18 protein-coding genes are annotated in these 16659 nt (G+C 68.8%); 5 read left to right on the top strand and 13 right to left on the bottom strand.

All coding sequences use genetic code 11. The annotated features are described in order from the left end of the window. The first annotated feature begins 4 nt into the window (after positions 1-4). The 4 genes from DK368_RS18435 (at position 5) to dnaA (ending at position 4000) form a co-directional block, all read left to right on the top strand. Positions 5-406, top strand: a complete 402-nt coding sequence (locus tag DK368_RS18435) for a hypothetical protein (RefSeq protein ID WP_114395453.1) — start codon at positions 5-7, stop codon at positions 404-406. A 118-nt stretch (positions 407-524) separates the two neighbouring features. After that, positions 525-1301: an enoyl-CoA hydratase gene (locus DK368_RS18440; protein ID WP_114395454.1), complete on the top strand. Its 777-nt coding sequence runs from the start codon at positions 525-527 to the stop codon at positions 1299-1301. 293 nt (positions 1302-1594) lie between these two features. Then, entirely contained in the window at positions 1595-1858 is a 264-nt protein-coding gene (gene rpsT, locus DK368_RS18445; protein WP_114395455.1) for a 30S ribosomal protein S20, read from the top strand. 732 nt (positions 1859-2590) lie between these two features. Next, positions 2591-4000, top strand: a complete 1410-nt coding sequence (dnaA, locus tag DK368_RS18450) for a chromosomal replication initiator protein DnaA (protein WP_114395456.1) — start codon at positions 2591-2593, stop codon at positions 3998-4000. Between the two features lie 62 nt (positions 4001-4062). On the opposite strand, the gene DK368_RS18455 is transcribed toward dnaA, so the two are convergent. The 13 genes from DK368_RS18455 to DK368_RS18515 all read right to left on the bottom strand — a co-directional run bounded on the left by DK368_RS18455 (position 4063) and on the right by DK368_RS18515 (position 14354). Next, positions 4063-4518, bottom strand: coding sequence for an RrF2 family transcriptional regulator (locus tag DK368_RS18455; RefSeq protein ID WP_114395457.1), 456 nt, complete (start codon positions 4516-4518; stop codon positions 4063-4065). 22 nt (positions 4519-4540) lie between these two features. Further along, positions 4541-4996, bottom strand: a complete 456-nt coding sequence (gene dut, locus DK368_RS18460; RefSeq protein ID WP_114395458.1) for a dUTP diphosphatase — start codon at positions 4994-4996, stop codon at positions 4541-4543. Continuing rightward, positions 4993-6258: a bifunctional phosphopantothenoylcysteine decarboxylase/phosphopantothenate--cysteine ligase CoaBC gene (gene coaBC / locus DK368_RS18465; protein ID WP_114395459.1), complete on the bottom strand. Its 1266-nt coding sequence runs from the start codon at positions 6256-6258 to the stop codon at positions 4993-4995. Before coaBC ends, dut begins: the two co-directional genes overlap by 4 nt. Positions 6259-6659: 401 nt before the next feature. Then, positions 6660-7088, bottom strand: a complete 429-nt coding sequence (locus tag DK368_RS18470) for a flagellar basal body rod protein FlgC (RefSeq protein ID WP_114395460.1) — start codon at positions 7086-7088, stop codon at positions 6660-6662. Positions 7089-7175: 87 nt separating this feature from the next. Then, positions 7176-7628, bottom strand: coding sequence for an ACT domain-containing protein (locus DK368_RS18475; protein ID WP_114395461.1), 453 nt, complete (start codon positions 7626-7628; stop codon positions 7176-7178). A gap of 37 nt (positions 7629-7665) precedes the next feature. Further along, positions 7666-8559 carry a ParB/RepB/Spo0J family partition protein gene (locus tag DK368_RS18480; protein WP_114395462.1) on the bottom strand — a complete coding sequence of 298 codons (894 nt, stop codon included), beginning with the start codon at positions 8557-8559 and terminating at the stop codon, positions 7666-7668. After that, positions 8552-9370 (bottom strand): ParA family protein, encoded by an 819-nt coding sequence (locus DK368_RS18485; protein ID WP_275668535.1) that lies wholly within the window; start codon positions 9368-9370, stop codon positions 8552-8554. Before DK368_RS18485 ends, DK368_RS18480 begins: the two co-directional genes overlap by 8 nt. Before the next feature lie 24 nt (positions 9371-9394). Next, complete coding sequence (gene rsmG, locus DK368_RS18490) at positions 9395-10000, bottom strand: 16S rRNA (guanine(527)-N(7))-methyltransferase RsmG (protein ID WP_114395463.1); 606 nt, start codon at positions 9998-10000, stop codon at positions 9395-9397. 57 nt (positions 10001-10057) lie between these two features. Beyond that, positions 10058-10378: a quaternary ammonium compound efflux SMR transporter SugE gene (sugE, locus tag DK368_RS18495; RefSeq protein WP_114395464.1), complete on the bottom strand. Its 321-nt coding sequence runs from the start codon at positions 10376-10378 to the stop codon at positions 10058-10060. Between the two features lie 38 nt (positions 10379-10416). Beyond that, positions 10417-12273: a tRNA uridine-5-carboxymethylaminomethyl(34) synthesis enzyme MnmG gene (mnmG, locus tag DK368_RS18500; protein WP_114395465.1), complete on the bottom strand. Its 1857-nt coding sequence runs from the start codon at positions 12271-12273 to the stop codon at positions 10417-10419. Positions 12274-12342: 69 nt separating this feature from the next. Beyond that, positions 12343-13680 carry a tRNA uridine-5-carboxymethylaminomethyl(34) synthesis GTPase MnmE gene (gene mnmE, locus DK368_RS18505; protein ID WP_114395466.1) on the bottom strand — a complete coding sequence of 446 codons (1338 nt, stop codon included), beginning with the start codon at positions 13678-13680 and terminating at the stop codon, positions 12343-12345. 30 nt (positions 13681-13710) lie between these two features. Beyond that, a complete protein-coding gene (locus tag DK368_RS18510) occupies positions 13711-14100 on the bottom strand; it encodes a (2Fe-2S) ferredoxin domain-containing protein (RefSeq protein ID WP_114395467.1) in 390 nt (129 codons plus the stop codon). Beyond that, complete coding sequence (locus DK368_RS18515; RefSeq protein WP_114395468.1) at positions 14097-14354, bottom strand: DUF6489 family protein; 258 nt, start codon at positions 14352-14354, stop codon at positions 14097-14099. Before DK368_RS18515 ends, DK368_RS18510 begins: the two co-directional genes overlap by 4 nt. A gap of 208 nt (positions 14355-14562) precedes the next feature. On the opposite strand from DK368_RS18515, the gene DK368_RS18520 reads away from it, so the two are divergent. After that, positions 14563-16578 (top strand): thioredoxin domain-containing protein, encoded by a 2016-nt coding sequence (locus DK368_RS18520; RefSeq protein ID WP_114395469.1) that lies wholly within the window; start codon positions 14563-14565, stop codon positions 16576-16578. Positions 16579-16659 lie beyond the last annotated feature (81 nt).

Here is a 16659-nt window from a genome sequence, read left to right on the forward strand (position 1 = left end):
CACCATGTCAGTCATCCGCCGCACCGTCCGCGCCCTGGCGCTGGCCGGTCAGATCGGCCTGGCTGGAACCGGATTTTGCGGCGCAGCCTGGGCCGCCTCTCCGGCAGCGGCACCGGCCACCTTCGTTCCGGGAACGGAGGATGTGCCGCTGGCCCCCGGCCTGACGGCCGACGGGGAACAGGCCGTGGTGTTCGACCAGCCGTCGGGGCGCATCGTGCAGGCCACCGCCAGCGGCAGCGTGGATGCCGCCGGTATCCAGCGCTTCTACGCCGAAACCCTGCCGCAGCTGGGCTGGACCAATGCCGGGCCGAGCCTGTGGACACGGGAAAGCGAACGGCTTGACATCAGCATCGAACGGCAGGGAAAGCGCATCCAGGTGCGCTTCAGCCTGACACCGCAATCCTGACCCCCGGGCACGGCCGGACCTTGAACCTGGCCCGCCCCGAGCCTGCCCCCTGAACCGAAACCGGCAGCGACGCGGCTGATCGCGTGACAGCCGCCCCGAACCGAAGAGGAAAGTAACCATGTCCTACGAGAACATCCTGGTGGAAACCCGCGGTCCGGTGGGCATCATCCGCCTGAACCGGCCCAAGGCGTTGAATGCCCTGTCGGACGGTCTGGTCACGGACATGGAGAAGGCCCTGAATGTCTTTGAGGATGACGGCAGCATCCGCGTCATCATCGTCACCGGCTCGGAGAAGGCCTTCGCCGCCGGCGCCGACATCAAGGAGATGGCCGGCTTCAGCCATATGGACGCCTATCTCCGCGACTTCATCACCAAGAAGTGGGGCCGTCTGGCCACCTGCCGCAAGCCGACCATCGCCGCGGTCAGCGGCTATGCCCTGGGCGGCGGCTGCGAGCTGGCCATGATGGCCGACATCATCATCGCCGCCGATACGGCCAAGTTCGGCCAGCCCGAGATCACCATCGGCACCCTGCCCGGCGCCGGCGGCACCCAGCGCCTGACCCGCGCCATCGGCAAGGCCAAGGCCATGGAGATGTGCCTGACCGGACGCATGATGGACGCGGCCGAGGCCGAGCGCTCGGGCCTGGTCGCCCGCGTCGTGCCCGCCGCCGAACTGATGGACGAGGCCATCAAGCTGGCCGAGCGCATCGCCAGCATGTCGCTGCCGGCGACCATGATGGTCAAGGAGAGCGTCAACCGTTCGTTCGAGGTCAGCCTGACCGAGGGTCTGCTGTTCGAGCGCCGCGTGTTCCACAGCGCGTTCGGCCTGGAAGACCAGAAGGAGGGCATGTCCGCCTTCATCGAAAAGCGCCAGCCCTCGTTCAAGGGCCGCTGATCCGTTGCGGACGGGGGCGGGGCATGCCCGTCCCCTGTCCCGGACAGCAGACCAGATCAAGCGTAGTTCTTATAAATCAGCCACCATATCTATGGCGATCTGCGCATTATCTCGGCGATCTCAGCGTCAAATCGGCGAAGACTCCGCCGTTCGAAATCGAAGCCGCTTTTCAATGCAACGGTGACTCACCCGCAGCACATGCGGACACCGACAAAGCGGCCTTGACGGCTGTGGCAGCCCGGATTATAAGCGCCGCTTCAACGGTACCACCTGGGTCCGCGTAAGGGTTTCCTATGGCCAATCATAAGTCCGCTGAAAAGCGCATTCGTCAGACCGAGCGTCGCACCGAGATCAATCGTGCGCGCGTCAGCCGTATCCGCACCTTCCTGAAGAAGGTCGAGACCGCCATCGCCTCCGGCGACAAGACGGCCGCCACCACCGCCTTCCGTGAGGCCCAGCCGGAGCTGATGCGCGGCGCGGGCAAGGGCGTTCTGCACAAGAACACCGTCTCCCGCAAGCTGTCGCGCCTGTCCAGCCGCATCAAGGCGCTGGCCTAAGGTCTTCACCTGTACGGAATGCCGCGTAGGCTCTGCCTGCGCGGCTTTTTGTTTACTCCCGATCTCTGGTCGTGGAGCGATTTGCGTTTGTAGTGCCGCTTTCGTCTGGATGAACGCGCACGAATTTTGCTTTTTGGTGCGTTCCCTATTCGGTCCCGTTGCGAGTCCCGGCGCCCCCGTCTAGCATCGTGGTCCGCGCTTGGGCGCAGATGAACCTTACAAGTCGAAAGCGGAGTCGACCACCGAATGTGCCCGGTGGACGTGGCGTCCGTGTCCGGAAGGCGGCGTGTCGATGTCGGGGGCAAATCGAACCGGTACCTATACTTCCGGGATAGCTCGTTTTTCCCAACATTGATGGGCGGGTTTCTGTGGGGCGCTCCGCGCGGGGCGTCTTGAAGCGTCTGGTTATGCTTGTATGGATTTGTGCAGACCCCAGGGCAAGGCCGCGAACCGCGATGCCCCCCGGGGGCTGATGCGAACCCGGGTGGACAGGGGTGAAATGCCCCAGGGCAAATTGCCTCAAGGACAGAGCGTCCGGAGACAGGACGCCGCGACACAGAGGATGGTTGAGCGGACCGCGTCTGATCCTGGCGCCGGACCGCTGCACGACCAGAAGGAGTGTGCCGGTAGAGGGTGTCGCGGGACCAGGTCGGCGATCCTGGTCCGAGGGGATCGTTGGTTTGAGGATCATGCCCCGTGGCCAGGGCCATGATCAGAGAACAAGAGGGTAGGATGTCGGTGCAGGGTTCGCTGGATCAACAATGGGCGCGTGTCCGCGGCCGCCTCAAGGACGAGGTCGGCGAGACGGCGTACCGCAGCTGGCTGAAGCCCCTGACCGTGGCCGATTTCGAGGGCGGTCAGGTCCGTATCGTCGTGCCGACGCGCTTCATGCGCGACTGGATCCGCACCCATTATGCCGACCGCATCAAGGCCCTGTGGTCGGGCGAGAATCCCGGTGTCCAATCGGTCGAGATCGTGGTGGCCGCCCCCAGCCGGGTGGCCGAACCGGTGGGGGCGCCGGCCATCGTCGCCAACGACAGCCCGCCGCCCCGTCATGAGCCGGAGCCGGAGCCGCTCCCGGTGTCCCACCATGGCGGCAGCGAAGACCGGGCCGACGAGCTGACGGCGCCGCTTGACCCGCGCTTCACCTTCGAGAATTTCGTCGTCGGCAAGCCGAACGAGCTGGCCTTCGCCGCCGCGCGCCGCGTGGCCGACGCCTCGTCCGTGACCTTCAACCCGCTGTTCCTCTATGGCGGCGTCGGCCTGGGCAAGACCCATCTGATGCATGCCATCGCCTGGCACATCCGCAAGAAGGACCCGCCGCGCCGGGTGATCTATCTCTCGGCCGAGAAGTTCATGTACCAGTTCATCCGCGCCCTGCGCTTCAAGGACACCATGGCGTTCAAGGAGCAGTTCCGCTCCGTGGACGTGCTGATGATCGACGATGTGCAGTTCATCAGCGGCAAGGACAGCACCCAGGAGGAGTTCTTCCACACCTTCAATGCCCTGGTGGACCAGAACCGCCAGGTCATCATCAGCGCCGACAAGAGCCCGTCGGACCTGGAGGGCATGGAGGAGCGCCTGCGGTCGCGCCTGGGCTGGGGTCTGGTGGCCGACATCCACCCCACCACCTATGAGCTGCGCCTGGGCATCCTGCAGCAGAAGGCTGACCGCATCGGCGCCAAGATCCCGCCCAAGGTGCTGGAATTCCTGGCCCACAAGATCACCAGCAATGTGCGTGAGCTGGAAGGGGCGCTGAACCGCATCGTCGCCCATGCCGAGCTGGTCGGCCGCGCCATCACCCTGGAAAGCGCCCAGGACGTGCTGCACGACCTGCTGCGCGCCAGCAACCGCCGCGTCACCATCGAAGAGATCCAGAAGAAGGTGGCGGAGCATTTCAACATCCGCCTGGCCGACATGAGCAGCGCCCGGCGCGCCCGCGCCGTCGCCCGCCCGCGTCAGGTGGCCATGTATCTGGCCAAGCAGCTGACCCAGCGCTCCCTGCCGGAAATCGGCCGCAAGTTCGGCGACCGCGACCACACCACCGTGATGCACGCCGTGCGCAAGGTGGAGGAGCTGTGCGGCAGCGACCCGGCCTTCGCCGAGGATGTGGAACTGCTGCGGCGGATGCTGGAAGGCTGACGCCGCGCGGACGGCCGGACACGCGAACCGGGCCCGCACGGCCTCCCTCCGCCGCTTGGCGATCAGATGCTGAAATCGAGCTTGCTGGCCGCTTCCGAGGGGATGCCGGCCTGGTGGGCGCGGACGCACAGATCCTCGATGCTGGTGCGGTCCAGCCGCGCCATGACATCCTCCTGCAGTTCGGCCCAGAGCGGGCGCACCACCCGGCGGCCCAGATCGGCCCCGACCTCCTCCTCGATCGGGTCGGTGGCCTGTTCCAGGCTGCGCACCACACGCACGATCTCGCCCACGGTGATGCGGCGGCGTTCCTTGGCCAGCCGGTAGCCGCCCTTGGGGCCGCGCACGCCGGACAGCACCCCGGCCCGCACCAGCGCCTGCAGCACCTGTTCCAGATAGCGCTTGGGAATGCCCTGGCGCGCCGTGATCTCCGCCGACTGAACCGGGGCCGAGCCGGCGTTGTAGGCGATGTCCAGCACCGTCTCGATGGCGAACATCAGCTTCTTGGAAATACGGATCATAGCGGACGCCCTCGCCTGCCGCTCATGCCCTGGTCCCGGTCGAGCCGAAGCCGCCGGTGCCGCGATCGGTGTCCGGCAGATTGTCCACCACCGACCAGTCGGCGCGGGCATAGCGGGCGATGACCATCTGGGCGATGCGCATGCCGCGTTCGACCGTGAAGGGCTCCGCCCCCAGATTGACCAGGATGACCCCGACCTCGCCGCGATAGTCGGCATCGATGGTGCCGGGGCTGTTCATCAGGGTGACGCCATGCTTCAGCGCCAGACCGGAGCGGGGCCGCACCTGGGCCTCGAACCCCTCGGGCAGGGCGATGGCAAGACCCGTGGGAACAAGCCGGCGCTCCCCCGGCTGCAGCGTCACCGGCTCCGCCACGGCGGCCAGCAGGTCCATGCCGGCGGAATGGGCAGTGGCATAGGCGGGCAGGGGCAGGTCCGCGCCATGGGGCAGGCGGCGGACGGCGATGGTGGTCGTGCTCATGGGCGGTCGCTCTCTCGGGCTGCGAAATGCTGGGCGATGGCGGCGGCCAGACGCTGCGCCACCTCGGCCTTGGGCAGGCGCGGCCAGGTCTCGGGCTCGCGGTCGGCGCGGATGAGATGGACATGGTTGTGGTCGCCACCGAAGGTGCCGCTGCCCGGCGCCACATCGTTGGCGATGATCCAGTCGCAGCCCTTGCGGGCGCGCTTGGCCGTGGCATAGGCCACCACATCCCGGGTTTCGGCGGCGAACCCCACCACCAGCGCCGGCCGGGCCGGACCGGGGCGGGACAGGGTGGCCAGGATGTCGGGATTCTCGGTCAGGGCCAGGGCCGGGGGCCGGTCCCCGTCCTTCTTCAGCTTGTGCCCGGCTTCCACCGCCACGCGCCAGTCGGCCACGGCGGCGGCGGCCACAAGGATGTCGGCGGGCAGGGCGGACGTACAGGCCGCCAGCATCTCCCGCGCCGTCTCCACCCGCAGCACGCGGCAGCCGGCGGGGTCGGGCAGGGCCACCGGGCCGCTGACCAGGGTGACGCGGGCGCCCAGCGCCGCCAGTGCCGCCGCCACCGCATGGCCCTGCTTGCCGCTGGAGCGGTTGGCGATGTAGCGCACGGGGTCGATGGGTTCATGGGTCGGGCCGCTGGTCACCAGCGCGTGCCGGCCGGCCAGGGGACGCGCCGCGGACACGGGCAGGGGCGGAGCGGTCTGTCCGTCGAAATGGGCCGCCAGCGCCGCCACCAGCTCCATCGGCTCGCTCATGCGGCCGGGGCCATACTCGCCACAGGCCATCGGCCCCTCGTTGGGGCCGACCAGGGTCACGCCGCGCTGGCGCAGGACCGCCAGATTGGCCTGGGTGGCGGGATGCTGGTACATGCGCACATTCATGGCCGGCGCCACCAGCACCGGCTTGTCGGTGGCCAGCAGCACCGTGCTGGCCAGATCCTCCGCCAGCCCCTGGGCCATGCGGGCCAGGATGTTGGCCGTGGCCGGCGCCACCAGCAGGACATCGGCCTGCCGCGACAGCTGGATATGGCCCATCTCGGACTCGTCGGTCAGGGACCAGAGGTCGGTATAGACCTTGTCCTCGCTGACCGCCTGCAGGGCCAGGGGCGTGACGAACTGGGACCCGCCGCGGGTCAGCACGCAGCGCACGGACGCCCCCCGCTCGCGCAGGCGGCGCACCAGCTCCGGTGTCTTGTAAGCGGCGATCCCGCCCGAGACGATCAGCAGGACATGTTTGCCCCGCAGACTTTCATACTCTGCCACCGTGCGGATCCCGATAAAGAACGAACACGCAATGTGAAATGATAGATATTCGCGAATCCGCCCGCGTGCAAGCCTGGAAGGGGTGGGCATCCCGTCGCCGGCCGTTGCATATCGGGATCAGTGTAACGGCAACATATTGAATTCATACGTTATTTTCTGCTGCAGACACCTTGGCTCTCCGGTGCAGCCAACCGGCCTCCCTTGAAGGGAATCATGCGCACCGGTGTTGCCGGCAACGACGCCACGGTCGATGGCACGGCTGTCGGCACCTTCGCCGCCAAGGACAAGGGCCAGCACAATGGTGGCCTGACCGGTCCAGCCGGGCCGGAACGGTCCCCATGGAAACGGCGCCGCCCCGCGCCGTCCTTCATCGTTCCGTCCAGGAGAGTCCCGGCGGCGGATCAGGCCAGCGTGTTGACGACCTCGCGCTGCATGCGGTCCTGGGCCTTCAGCACCAGCAGATTGGCTTCATAGGCGCGCTGGGCCACCGTCTGCTGCACCCGCTCGCCGGCAAGATCCACAGCCGGAGCGGCCACCATGCCGTCCGCATCGGCATCGGCCGAGTCCGGCTGGTATTCAGCGATGAAGCCCGGCGCCGTGGGCTTGAACACGGCCCGCGTGCCCATGCCCTGGCCCTCCGGTCCGGCGACAGCACTCTGGACCGTTTCCACCGGCTGGTAGGGACGGCCGGCATCGGCTGCCGCCGCGGCGCCGGCGCTGCCGGGCAGCGGGCCGGTGGTGCGCACATTGGCGACATTGGACGCGGACCCCAGCAGGCGTCGGGCCTGGGCCTGCGCCCCCGACATGGCAATGGATATGACGTCGGCCATCCGATCCTCCGTTCCCCACCACTATCGGTCAGAGGGAAAGTCGGCGCAAGCCTATGCGGAAGAGAGGGGCCGGCCGGCCAAGACGAGTCAGGCCAGGCCGGTTTGCCCCTGCACGGCATGGCCGGCATGGACCAGTGCCGTCACGGCCCGGTCGAGATCAGTCTCCCGTAACAGCAGGTAATCCGTATCGAAGGTGGCAAGGGGCAGGAGGCTGATGCCGGCGGCCGACAAGGCGCCGGAGAGCGCGGCCATGACGCCGGTGACGCCGAAATCAAAGGGACCATCCACCCGCAGGATGCGCCAGCCAGCGACAACCCTGAAATCGACCGCCCCGCCCCCCGGCACATGCTCGGCCGCACAGATCAGAGACAGTTCATCAGCCGTGCGGGTGAGGGAGAGAAAGCCGGGCGCCCGCATCGCCCCGGCGATCCAGGCCGGTAGCGCGCCGCCCGGCGCCAGACTGTCCGGCGCCAGACTGTTCGGCGGCAGGCGGCAGACCGCCAGCCGGTCCGGCAGCAGGGTCAGGCTGTAGTGCGGCATTCCCGACCTCCTCGCCCCTCTGCAAACCCGTCCGCCGTCAGCGGCGCAGGATACGGTTCAGCACCCCGTCCAGCTGGTCCAGCGTCTTGTAATGGATCTGCAGCACGCCCTTGGGTCCGTTGGTGCTGACGGTGACCTTCAGCCCCAGCACGTGCGAGACTTCCTTTTCCAGCGCCACGGTGTCGGGCGCCTTGACCTTCGGCGTCTTGGCCGCCGGCTCGGCCCCGGCCGCCACCTGCTTCACCAGCTGTTCGGTCTGGCGGACATTGAGACCCTTTTCCACCACCAGCCTGGCCAGGGCCACTGGATCGGCCGCCGTCAGCAGGGCACGGGCATGGCCCATGCTCAACAGCCCGTCCTGCACCATCTGCTTCACCGCATCGGGCAGGGACAGCAGCCGCAGCATGTTGGCCACATGGCTGCGGCTCTTGCCGACGGCGCGGGCCAGATCCTCCTGCGTATGCTCGAACTCGTCCATCAGCCGGCGGAAGCCCTCGGCCTCCTCCAGCGGGGTCAGGTCCTGGCGCTGGATGTTCTCGATCAGCGCGATTTCCAGCGCTTCCCGGTCCGACAGGGTGCGGACCAGCACCGGCACCTCGTGCAGGCCGGCCAGCTGGGCGGCCCGCCAGCGGCGTTCACCGGCGATGATCTCGTACTGGGTATGGCCCGGCTGGGCCGCCGGGTCCTTGCGCACCAGCAGCGGCTGCAGCACCCCGCGTTCGCGCACGCTTTCCACCAGCGCCCGCAGTTCCTCTTCGTTGAAGTGGCGGCGGGGCTGGTACTTGCCGGGGCGGACCTGGTCGATGGGCAACAGGCGGGTCAGGCGCACCCGGTCGACCTGTTGCTCCTCCTCGCTGCCGGCGGCTTCGCCGAACAGGGCGGACAGGCCGCGTCCAAGGCCGGTCCGCGGCTGCTTCTTCGTCTCATCCATAGGCAATCTGCCGCTTCCGCTCACGCTTCAACACCTCGCCCGCCAGATGGATATAGGCCTGGGCGCCCGCCGACTTCACGTCGTAGAGCAGCACCGGCTTGCCGTGGCTGGGCGCCTCGGACACCCGCACATTGCGGGGGATCACCGTCTCGAACACCTTGTCGCCGAAGAAGCCGCGCACATCGGCGGCGACCATGTCGGACAGGTTGTTGCGACGGTCGAACATGGTGAGGATGACGCCGCCGATCTCCAGCGACGGGTTGAAGGCGCGCTTCACCCGTTCGATGGTGCGGACCAGATGCGACAGGCCCTCCAGCGCGTAGAACTCGCACTGCAACGGCACCATGACGGCATCGGCGGCGGCCAGGGCGTTCAGCGTCAGCAGGCCCAGGGCCGGCGGACAGTCGATGAGGATGTAATCGTAGCCGCCATGGGAGCGGGCCAGCGCATCCTTCAGGCGGAATTCGCGGCGGTCGATATTGACCAGCTCCACCTCGGCGCCGGACAGGTCGACATTGGCGGTGACCACATCCAGGTTGGGAATGGAGGTACGGGTGGACACCTCTTCCACCGACAGATCGGCGAACAGCAGGTCGTAGATGCCGACCTCGCGCTCGGTCTGGGCGATGCCGAGACCGGTGGAGGCGTTGCCCTGGGGGTCATTGTCGATGATCAGCACGCGCTTGCCGACGGCGGCCAGCGCGGTGCCGAGATTGATGGTGGTCGTGGTCTTGCCGACGCCGCCCTTCTGATTGGCCAGCGCGATGATGCGCGCCCGGGCGGCGGGAATGGGCAGAGGAGCGCTCGGCACGATGTTCTGACCTTTCGCGCGCGGTTATCTCGCGGAGATGTCGGAGAGGCGGAGAATGCTGCCGGCCGGGTCCGTCCGGCTGGGAAAGGCCTCGACGCGCATATTCCAGGAATCCCGGACCCCGGTCAATTCATCCTGGGCCGACCTGCCCTTCGGGAAGAGGCAGACCCCGCCGGGCTTCAGCAGCCGTGCGGCCATCGGCAGCAGCAGCGACAGGTCGGCCAGGGCGCGGGCACTGACCACATCGGCGGGGGGCAGGGCCACCTCCTCGATGCGAACGGCATGGATTGTGGCCGGCGCGCCGGTCACCCGCGCCACTTCCCGCAGGAATGCGGCCTTGCGCTGGTCCGACTCGACCAGATGCACCTGGGGCACGCCGAGGATGGCCAGGACCAGGCCGGGGAAGCCGGCACCGGACCCGATATCGGTCAGCACCTGCACATCCGGCGGCAGCAGGGCGAAAAGCTGGGCGGAATCGGCCAGATGCCGCTCCCAGGCGTCGGCCAGCGTGGATTTGGCCACCAGATTGATGGCCGGATTCCACTTCCGCAGCAGAGCCTCGTAAGCGGCGAGTCGGTCCAGTGTTTCACGTGAAACACGGAACAGGGACTGGAAGTCGGTCGGGGTCATGGCGTCGTTGTAGCCCGTCCGCGGCCGGCTGGGGAGGGGCTTTTCATCGAAAAGGGCTCAGGCCGGGGTGAAGAGCTTCAGCCCGACGATGCCGGCCACGATCAGCAGGATACAGAGGATGCGGGCCAGATTGACCGGCTCGCCCAGCAGCACCATGCCCAGGGTGGCGGTGCCCACGGCCCCGATCCCGACCCAGACGGCATAGCCGGTGCCCACGGGAATGGTCTTCAACGCCAAGCCCAGCAGCCAGACCGAGGCGAACATGGCCCCGCCGGTGATGAGGCTGGGCCAGAGCCGGGTGAAGCCTTCGGTGTATTTCAGCCCGATGGCCCAGACCACCTCCAGCAGTCCGGCAATGGTCAGCAGAATCCAGGCCATGGTCGTCCTCCGTTCCGGGTCAGGAAGGGCGCAAGGGATCAGGCGGCGGGCCGGCGCTTGACATGGCGCAGCAACGCCGTCAGCGCGGCCGGGGTCATGCCGGGGATGCGGGCGGCGGCCCCCAGGGTGGCCGGACGCACAGCACGCAGCTTCTGCCGGATCTCGGCCGACAGCGAGGCGATGCTGTCCGGGTCGAGATCCGCGGGCAGGGCCAGGGATTCGTCCTTGCGGAAGGCGCGGATGTCGGCCTCCTGCCGGTCGAGATAGCCCGCATATTTACCGTCGATCTCCACCTGCTCGGCAATGGCCGGAGACAGGCGGGCCAGCTCCGGCCAGACCCGGCACAGGCGGGCGAAATCGATATCGGGATAGCGCAGCAGGTCCAGCGCGGTCCTGCGCACGCCGTCCTTGTTTACCTGCAGCCCGTGCTTTTCCAGCTCGTTCGGTGTAGCCGCCAGCCGGGTGACCAGTTCGCGGGCAGCCTCCAAAGCCGCCTTCTTCTCCGCCCAATGGGCGGCCCGGACGGGGCCGACGGCCCCGACCGCCAGCCCGCGGTCGGTCAGGCGCTGGTCGGCATTGTCGGCCCGCAGCAGCAGCCGGTACTCGGCCCGGCTGGTGAACATGCGGTAGGGTTCGGTGGTGCCGCGGGTGATGAGGTCGTCGATCAGCACGCCGATATAGGCGTCGGCCCGGTCGAGAACGAAGGGCGCCGTGCCGGACACGGCCAGGGCGGCATTGATGCCGGCCATCAGCCCCTGGGCCGCCGCCTCCTCATAGCCGGTGGTGCCGTTGATCTGGCCGGCCAGGAACAGGCGCGGCAGCCGCCGCGTCTCCAGCGTGTTGGTCAGCTCGCGCGGATCCACATAATCATATTCGATGGCATAGCCGGGGCGCAGCATGGTGCAGCGCTCCAGCCCCGGAATGTGGCGCAGGATCTCCGCCTGCACATCGCGCGGCAGGCTGGTGGAGATGCCGTTGGGATAGACGGTGTCGTCGTCCAGCCCCTCCGGCTCCAGGAAGATCTGATGCCGCTCCTTCTCGGCGAAGCGGACGATCTTGTCCTCCACGCTGGGGCAATAGCGCGGTCCGGTGCCTTCGATCTGGCCGGAATACAGGGGCGCCCGGTGCAGATTGGCCCGGATGACGGCATGCACCGCCGGCGTGGTGTAGGTGATGGCGCACGCCACCTGCGGGGTGGTGATGCGGTCGGTCAGGGTGGAGAAGGGGGGCGGCGGCAGGTCGCCGGGCTGCGCCTCCAGCCCGGCCCAGTCGATGGTCTTGCCGTCCAGGCGCGGCGGTGTGCCGGTCTTCAGCCGGCCCAGCGGAAAACCATGGCGGGCCAGGGTGGCGGACAGGCCCAGGGCCGGCGCCTCGCCCACGCGGCCGGCGGGGATCTTCTCCTCGCCGATATGGATCAGGCCGCGCAGGAAGGTGCCGGTGGTCAGCACCACGGCCCCGGCGCCGATCTGTTCCCCCGTGGCGGTGACGACGCCGGCGCAATGGCCGCCGGCATCCACCAGCAGATCCTCCACCGCCGCGGCGACGAGGGTGAGGTTCGGCTGCTCCGCCAGGGCGCGCTGCATGGCCTGGCGGTAGAGCTTGCGGTCGGCCTGGGCGCGCGGACCGCGCACGGCCGGCCCCTTGGAGCGGTTGAGGATGCGGAACTGGATGCCGCCCTGGTCGGTGACCCGGCCCATGACGCCGTCCAGCGCGTCGATCTCGCGCACGAGATGGCCCTTGCCCAGACCGCCGATGGCCGGGTTGCAGGACATTTCGCCGATGGTGTCCAGCCTGTGGGTCACCAGCGCCGTGCGGGCTCCCGCACGCGCCGCCGCGGCAGCCGCCTCGCATCCCGCATGGCCGCCGCCCACCACAATCACGTCAAAGCTGCGCATGGGCCGGAATGTAGGGGCGAGCCGGAGGCAAGTCCAGTGTTCCACGTGGAACACCGGCCATGCGGGACCTTATTTGCCGATACAGAAATCGCGGAAGATCACGTCCAGCAGATCCTCCACATCGACCCGGCCGGTGATGCGGCCCAGGGCGCGGCTGGCTAGGCGCACATCCTCCGCCGCCAGTTCCGGCAAGGGGGCGCCGAGGGCGCGCAGCAGGCTGTCGCGGCACGCCTCCAGCGCCGCCCGATGCCGGGCCCGGGTCAGCGCCGGCGCGCCGGCCGGATTGAAGCGGGCGGCCACCGCCTGTTCCAGTGCCGCCAGCAGCCCGGCCAGACCGGCCCCGGTGGCGGCGGAAACGGTCAGCGCGCCATGGCCGGGCAGGGCGGTGGCGGCACCGGGCCGGTCGGCCTTGTTCAGCACCAGCAGGGCATTGCCGTCGGCCAGGGCCAGGGTGGCGGCATCGGGCGGCTGGGTGGCATCGAACACCAGCAGCTTCAGGTCGGCACGGCCGGCCCGGTCCAGGGCGCGGCGGATGCCTTCGGCCTCGATGGCCTCGGCCGCCTCGCGCAACCCGGCTGTGTCGGCCAGCTGGACGGGATAGCCGCCAAGGTCCAGCTGCACCTCGATGACGTCGCGCGTGGTGCCGGCCTGGGCCGAGACGATGGCGACATCGCGCCGGGCAATGGCGTTGAGCAGCGAGGATTTTCCGGCATTGGGGGCGCCGAGGATGGCGATGGCGATGCCGTCCCGCAGCCGCTCGCCGCGGCTGTTGTCGGCCAGATGTGCCGCGATCTCCGCCGCCAGTGTCTCCACCACCGGCCGCACGGCGTCGGTCAGACCGCCGGGCAGATCCTCCTCGGGGAAGTCGATCTCGGCCTCCAGATGCGCCAGGGCGCGGGTCAGGCGCTGGCGCCAGCCCTCATAGAGGCGGCCCAGCGCGCCCTCCATCTGGCGCAGGGCCTGGCGCCGCTGCGCCGCCGTTTCCGCGTCCACCAGATCGGCGATGGCTTCCGCCTCCGTCAGGTCGAGCTTGCCGTTCTCGAAGGCGCGGCGGCTGAACTCGCCCGGCTCGGCCACGCGCAGCCCCAGGGCCACCAGGGCGCGGGTCGCCGCCTGCAACACCGCCCGCCCGCCATGCAGATGCAGTTCCGCCACATCCTCGCCGGTGAAGCTGGCCGGAGCCGGGAACCAGAGCAACAGGCCCTTGTCGATCAGCTCGCCCGCATCCGGACCCGTATCCGGGCCGGGAGCGTACAGGGCGGCCAACACCGCCTGACGCGGCGGCGGCAGGGGACGGCGGGTCAGCCGGCACAGTGCGGGGCCGGCGGACGGACCCGACAGGCGCAGCACCTGCACGCCGGCGCGGCCGGCGGCCGAGGCCAGGGCGAAAATGGTATCGGGGGTCATGACGCGTGTTTCACGTGGAACAGGGGCGGCTCAGTCCTGGAGCGCCAGCCGGGCCAGCCGGTCGGCGGGCAGCCTGTCCTCCGGCTGCAGCAGCAAGCGCTGCACCCGCTTGCCCTCCACCAGATGGGTCTGCAGGATCTCCTCCACATCCTCGGCCGTCTGGTAGCTGTACCAGACGCCCTCGGGATAGATGACCATGACCGGCCCCAGCTCGCAGCGGTCCAGGCAGCCGGCGGTGTTGATGCGCACGGCCTTGCCCAGGCCCAGGGCCGTGGCCCGCTTCTTCATCTGGTCGCGCAGGGCTTCCGCTCCCCTGGCCTTGCAGCAGCCGCGGGGATGGCCGTCGGGACGTTCGTTGGTGCAGCAGAAGACATGGGCCCGGAAATAGGGCCGGGGATCGGGGGAGACGGGTTCGCTCACTTCTTCGGGTCCTTGTTGCCGCCCATGGCGGTCGTCATCTGGCTCCAGATCAGCTTCTGGAACTGCTCGAAGCCCTGGATGCTGGCCGGCAGCCAGGTCTTCAGCATGGTTTCGGGGTCCATGGCCTGGATATTGGCCTCCAGCCGCTTCTGCAGTTGCAGCATCAGCGCATCCTGCATGGGCTTGACATCGGGAAGGCCGAGGAAGGTCCGCGCCTCGTCCGGGGTGCAGTCAATGTCGATGCTGACCTTCATCGGAGGGACTCCTTTCGCGGCTGCCCCAGGGGAGCGGTTAAAAACCACAATAAGATCAAGGCCATTTTTCCGGCGCGTCCCAGTCTACACAAGGTTAAGCTGAGACGGAACGACGCCGGACAGGAACGGGATCGGGTGCATTTCCCGCCCCCATATGTTGTCGGTCGAGACAGTGAAGAAAACCCGTCCGAGGGAAGGAAGCATGCCGATGGCCGCCAACCTGCTGGGGCAGGAGACGAGCCCCTACCTGCTGCAACACAAGGACAACCCGGTGCATTGGCTGCCCTGGGGGCCGGAGGCCTTCGCCCGTGCCCGGGCCGAGAACAGGCCGGTGCTGCTGTCGGTCGGCTATGCCGCCTGCCACTGGTGCCATGTCATGGCCCATGAATCCTTCGAGAACCCGGACATCGCCTCCCTGATGAACAGCCTGTTCGTCAACATCAAGGTCGACCGCGAGGAGCGGCCGGATCTCGATCAGGTCTATCAGCAGGCGCTGGGGCTGCTGGGGCAGCAGGGCGGCTGGCCGCTGACCATGTTCCTGACCCCGGAGGGCGAGCCGTTCTGGGGCGGCACCTATTTCCCGCCGGAGGGCCGTTGGGGCCGTCCCGGTTTTGCCGAGGTGCTGCGCGGCGTGGCCCGGACCTATGCCGAGGAACCGGACAAGGTGGGGCGCAATGTGGGGGCGCTGAAGGAGGCGCTGACCCAGCTGGCCCGCAACCGCCCCGGCGACGCCATCGGGCTGGAGGTCATCGACCAGGTGGCCGAGCGGCTGCTGCGGGAGGTGGACCCGGTCAATGGCGGCATCGGCGACGCCCCGAAATTCCCCCAGCCCGGCATCCTGGAGCTGTTGTGGCGGGCCTTCAAGCGCACGGGCCGGCCGGCCTTCGCCACCGCCGTCATCCACAGCCTGGTCCGCATGGGGCAGGGCGGCCTCTACGACCATCTGGGCGGCGGCTTCGCCCGCTATTCCGTCGATGCGCGCTGGCTGGTGCCGCATTTCGAGAAGATGCTGTACGACAATGCCCAGCTGCTGGACCTGCTGACCCAGGTCTGGCAGGAGACGCGTGACCCGCTGTTCGCGGCGCGGGCGCGGGAGACGGTGGGCTGGCTGCTGCGCGAGATGCTGGCCGAGGGCGGTGCCTTCGCCGCCACCCTGGATGCCGACAGCGAGGGACATGAGGGCCGCTTCTATGTCTGGTCGCGGGCCGAGGTGGAGCAGGTGCTGGGCGCCGAGGCCGAGCGCTTCTGCGCCGTCTATGGCGTCAGCGCCGCGGGCAATTGGGAAGGCACCAACATCCTGAATCGCCTGGACCATCCCGAGCTGCTGGATGAGCAGACGGAAGCCACGCTGGCTGCAGGCCGGGAACGGCTGCTGGCGGTGCGCGCCGGCCGCGTGCGGCCCGGCTGGGATGACAAGGTTCTGGCCGACTGGAACGGGCTGATGATCGCCGCCCTGGCCCGAGCGGCCATGGCCTTCGCCGAACCGGGCTGGCTGGCGGCGGCCGAGCGGGCCTTCGCCTTCATCCGCACCACCATGCAGCCGGACGGGCGGCTGCGCCATGCCTGGCGCCAGGGCCGGCTGAAGCACGCCGGCACGCTGGAGGACCATGCCAACATGGCCCGGGCCGCCCTGGCCCTGTACGAGGCCACGGGGCAACCAGCCTATCTGGCGCAGGCCCGGGCCTGGGTCGATGTCTGCGACCGGCATTTCCTGGACCCGGTCGAGGGCGGCTATTTCATCACCGCCGATGATGCCGGCGATCTGATGGTGCGGCCCCGGCACGCCCATGACAATGCCGTACCGGCGGGGAACGGGACCCTGGTCGGGGTGCTGGCCCGCCTGTGGCTGCAGACCGGGGAGGACGCATACCGGCAGCGGGCGGAGGCCCTGGTCACGGCCTTCAGCGGCGAGTTGAGCCGCAACTTCTTCCCTCTGGCCGGCTATCTCAACGGGGCGGACCTGCTGCTGTCGGCGGTGCAGGTGGTCATCGCCGGGGAGCCGGGGGCGGCGGACACGGCGGCGCTGCTGTCGGCGGTGCAGAGCCTGTCGCTGCCCAATCTGGTGCTGACCCGGCTGGCGCCGGGAAGCGACCTGCCGGCAGGTCATCCCGCCGCCGGCAAGGGACCGGTCGCGGGCAGGGCCGCCGCCTATGTCTGCCGGAACCAGAGCTGTTCGCTTCCGGTCACCGAGCCGGCGGCCCTGCGGCACCTCCTGGGGGGATGAGCCGGCCGGGGCGCCAGGGAGGGATCGCCGGGGCAACTGGCCGGGGATTGGCCGGAGATTGGCCGGAGATTGTAAGGAAAG

The organism is Oleisolibacter albus (genome assembly GCF_003336875.1).
In the GTDB taxonomy this organism is placed as follows: domain Bacteria; phylum Pseudomonadota; class Alphaproteobacteria; order Azospirillales; family Azospirillaceae; genus Niveispirillum; species Niveispirillum album.

Bases quoted from the DNA above. Each gene is read 5' to 3' on its own strand.
- DK368_RS18480 (WP_114395462.1), bottom strand. From the start codon at position 8,559: ATGGATGAGACGAAGAAGCAGCCGCGGACCGGCCTTGGACGCGGCCTG.
- DK368_RS18520 (WP_114395469.1), top strand. From the start codon at position 14,563: ATGGCCGCCAACCTGCTGGGGCAGGAGACGAGCCCCTACCTGCTGCAA.
- DK368_RS18515 (WP_114395468.1), bottom strand. From the start codon at position 14,354: ATGAAGGTCAGCATCGACATTGACTGCACCCCGGACGAGGCGCGGACC.
- DK368_RS18435 (WP_114395453.1), top strand. From the start codon at position 5: ATGTCAGTCATCCGCCGCACCGTCCGCGCCCTGGCGCTGGCCGGTCAG.
- rpsT (WP_114395455.1), top strand. From the start codon at position 1,595: ATGGCCAATCATAAGTCCGCTGAAAAGCGCATTCGTCAGACCGAGCGT.
- dnaA (WP_114395456.1), top strand. From the start codon at position 2,591: ATGTCGGTGCAGGGTTCGCTGGATCAACAATGGGCGCGTGTCCGCGGC.
- rsmG (WP_114395463.1), bottom strand. From the start codon at position 10,000: ATGACCCCGACCGACTTCCAGTCCCTGTTCCGTGTTTCACGTGAAACA.
- sugE (WP_114395464.1), bottom strand. From the start codon at position 10,378: ATGGCCTGGATTCTGCTGACCATTGCCGGACTGCTGGAGGTGGTCTGG.
- mnmG (WP_114395465.1), bottom strand. From the start codon at position 12,273: ATGCGCAGCTTTGACGTGATTGTGGTGGGCGGCGGCCATGCGGGATGC.
- dut (WP_114395458.1), bottom strand. From the start codon at position 4,996: ATGAGCACGACCACCATCGCCGTCCGCCGCCTGCCCCATGGCGCGGAC.
- mnmE (WP_114395466.1), bottom strand. From the start codon at position 13,680: ATGACCCCCGATACCATTTTCGCCCTGGCCTCGGCCGCCGGCCGCGCC.
- DK368_RS18455 (WP_114395457.1), bottom strand. From the start codon at position 4,518: ATGATCCGTATTTCCAAGAAGCTGATGTTCGCCATCGAGACGGTGCTG.
- DK368_RS18440 (WP_114395454.1), top strand. From the start codon at position 525: ATGTCCTACGAGAACATCCTGGTGGAAACCCGCGGTCCGGTGGGCATC.
- DK368_RS18475 (WP_114395461.1), bottom strand. From the start codon at position 7,628: ATGCCGCACTACAGCCTGACCCTGCTGCCGGACCGGCTGGCGGTCTGC.
- DK368_RS18470 (WP_114395460.1), bottom strand. From the start codon at position 7,088: ATGGCCGACGTCATATCCATTGCCATGTCGGGGGCGCAGGCCCAGGCC.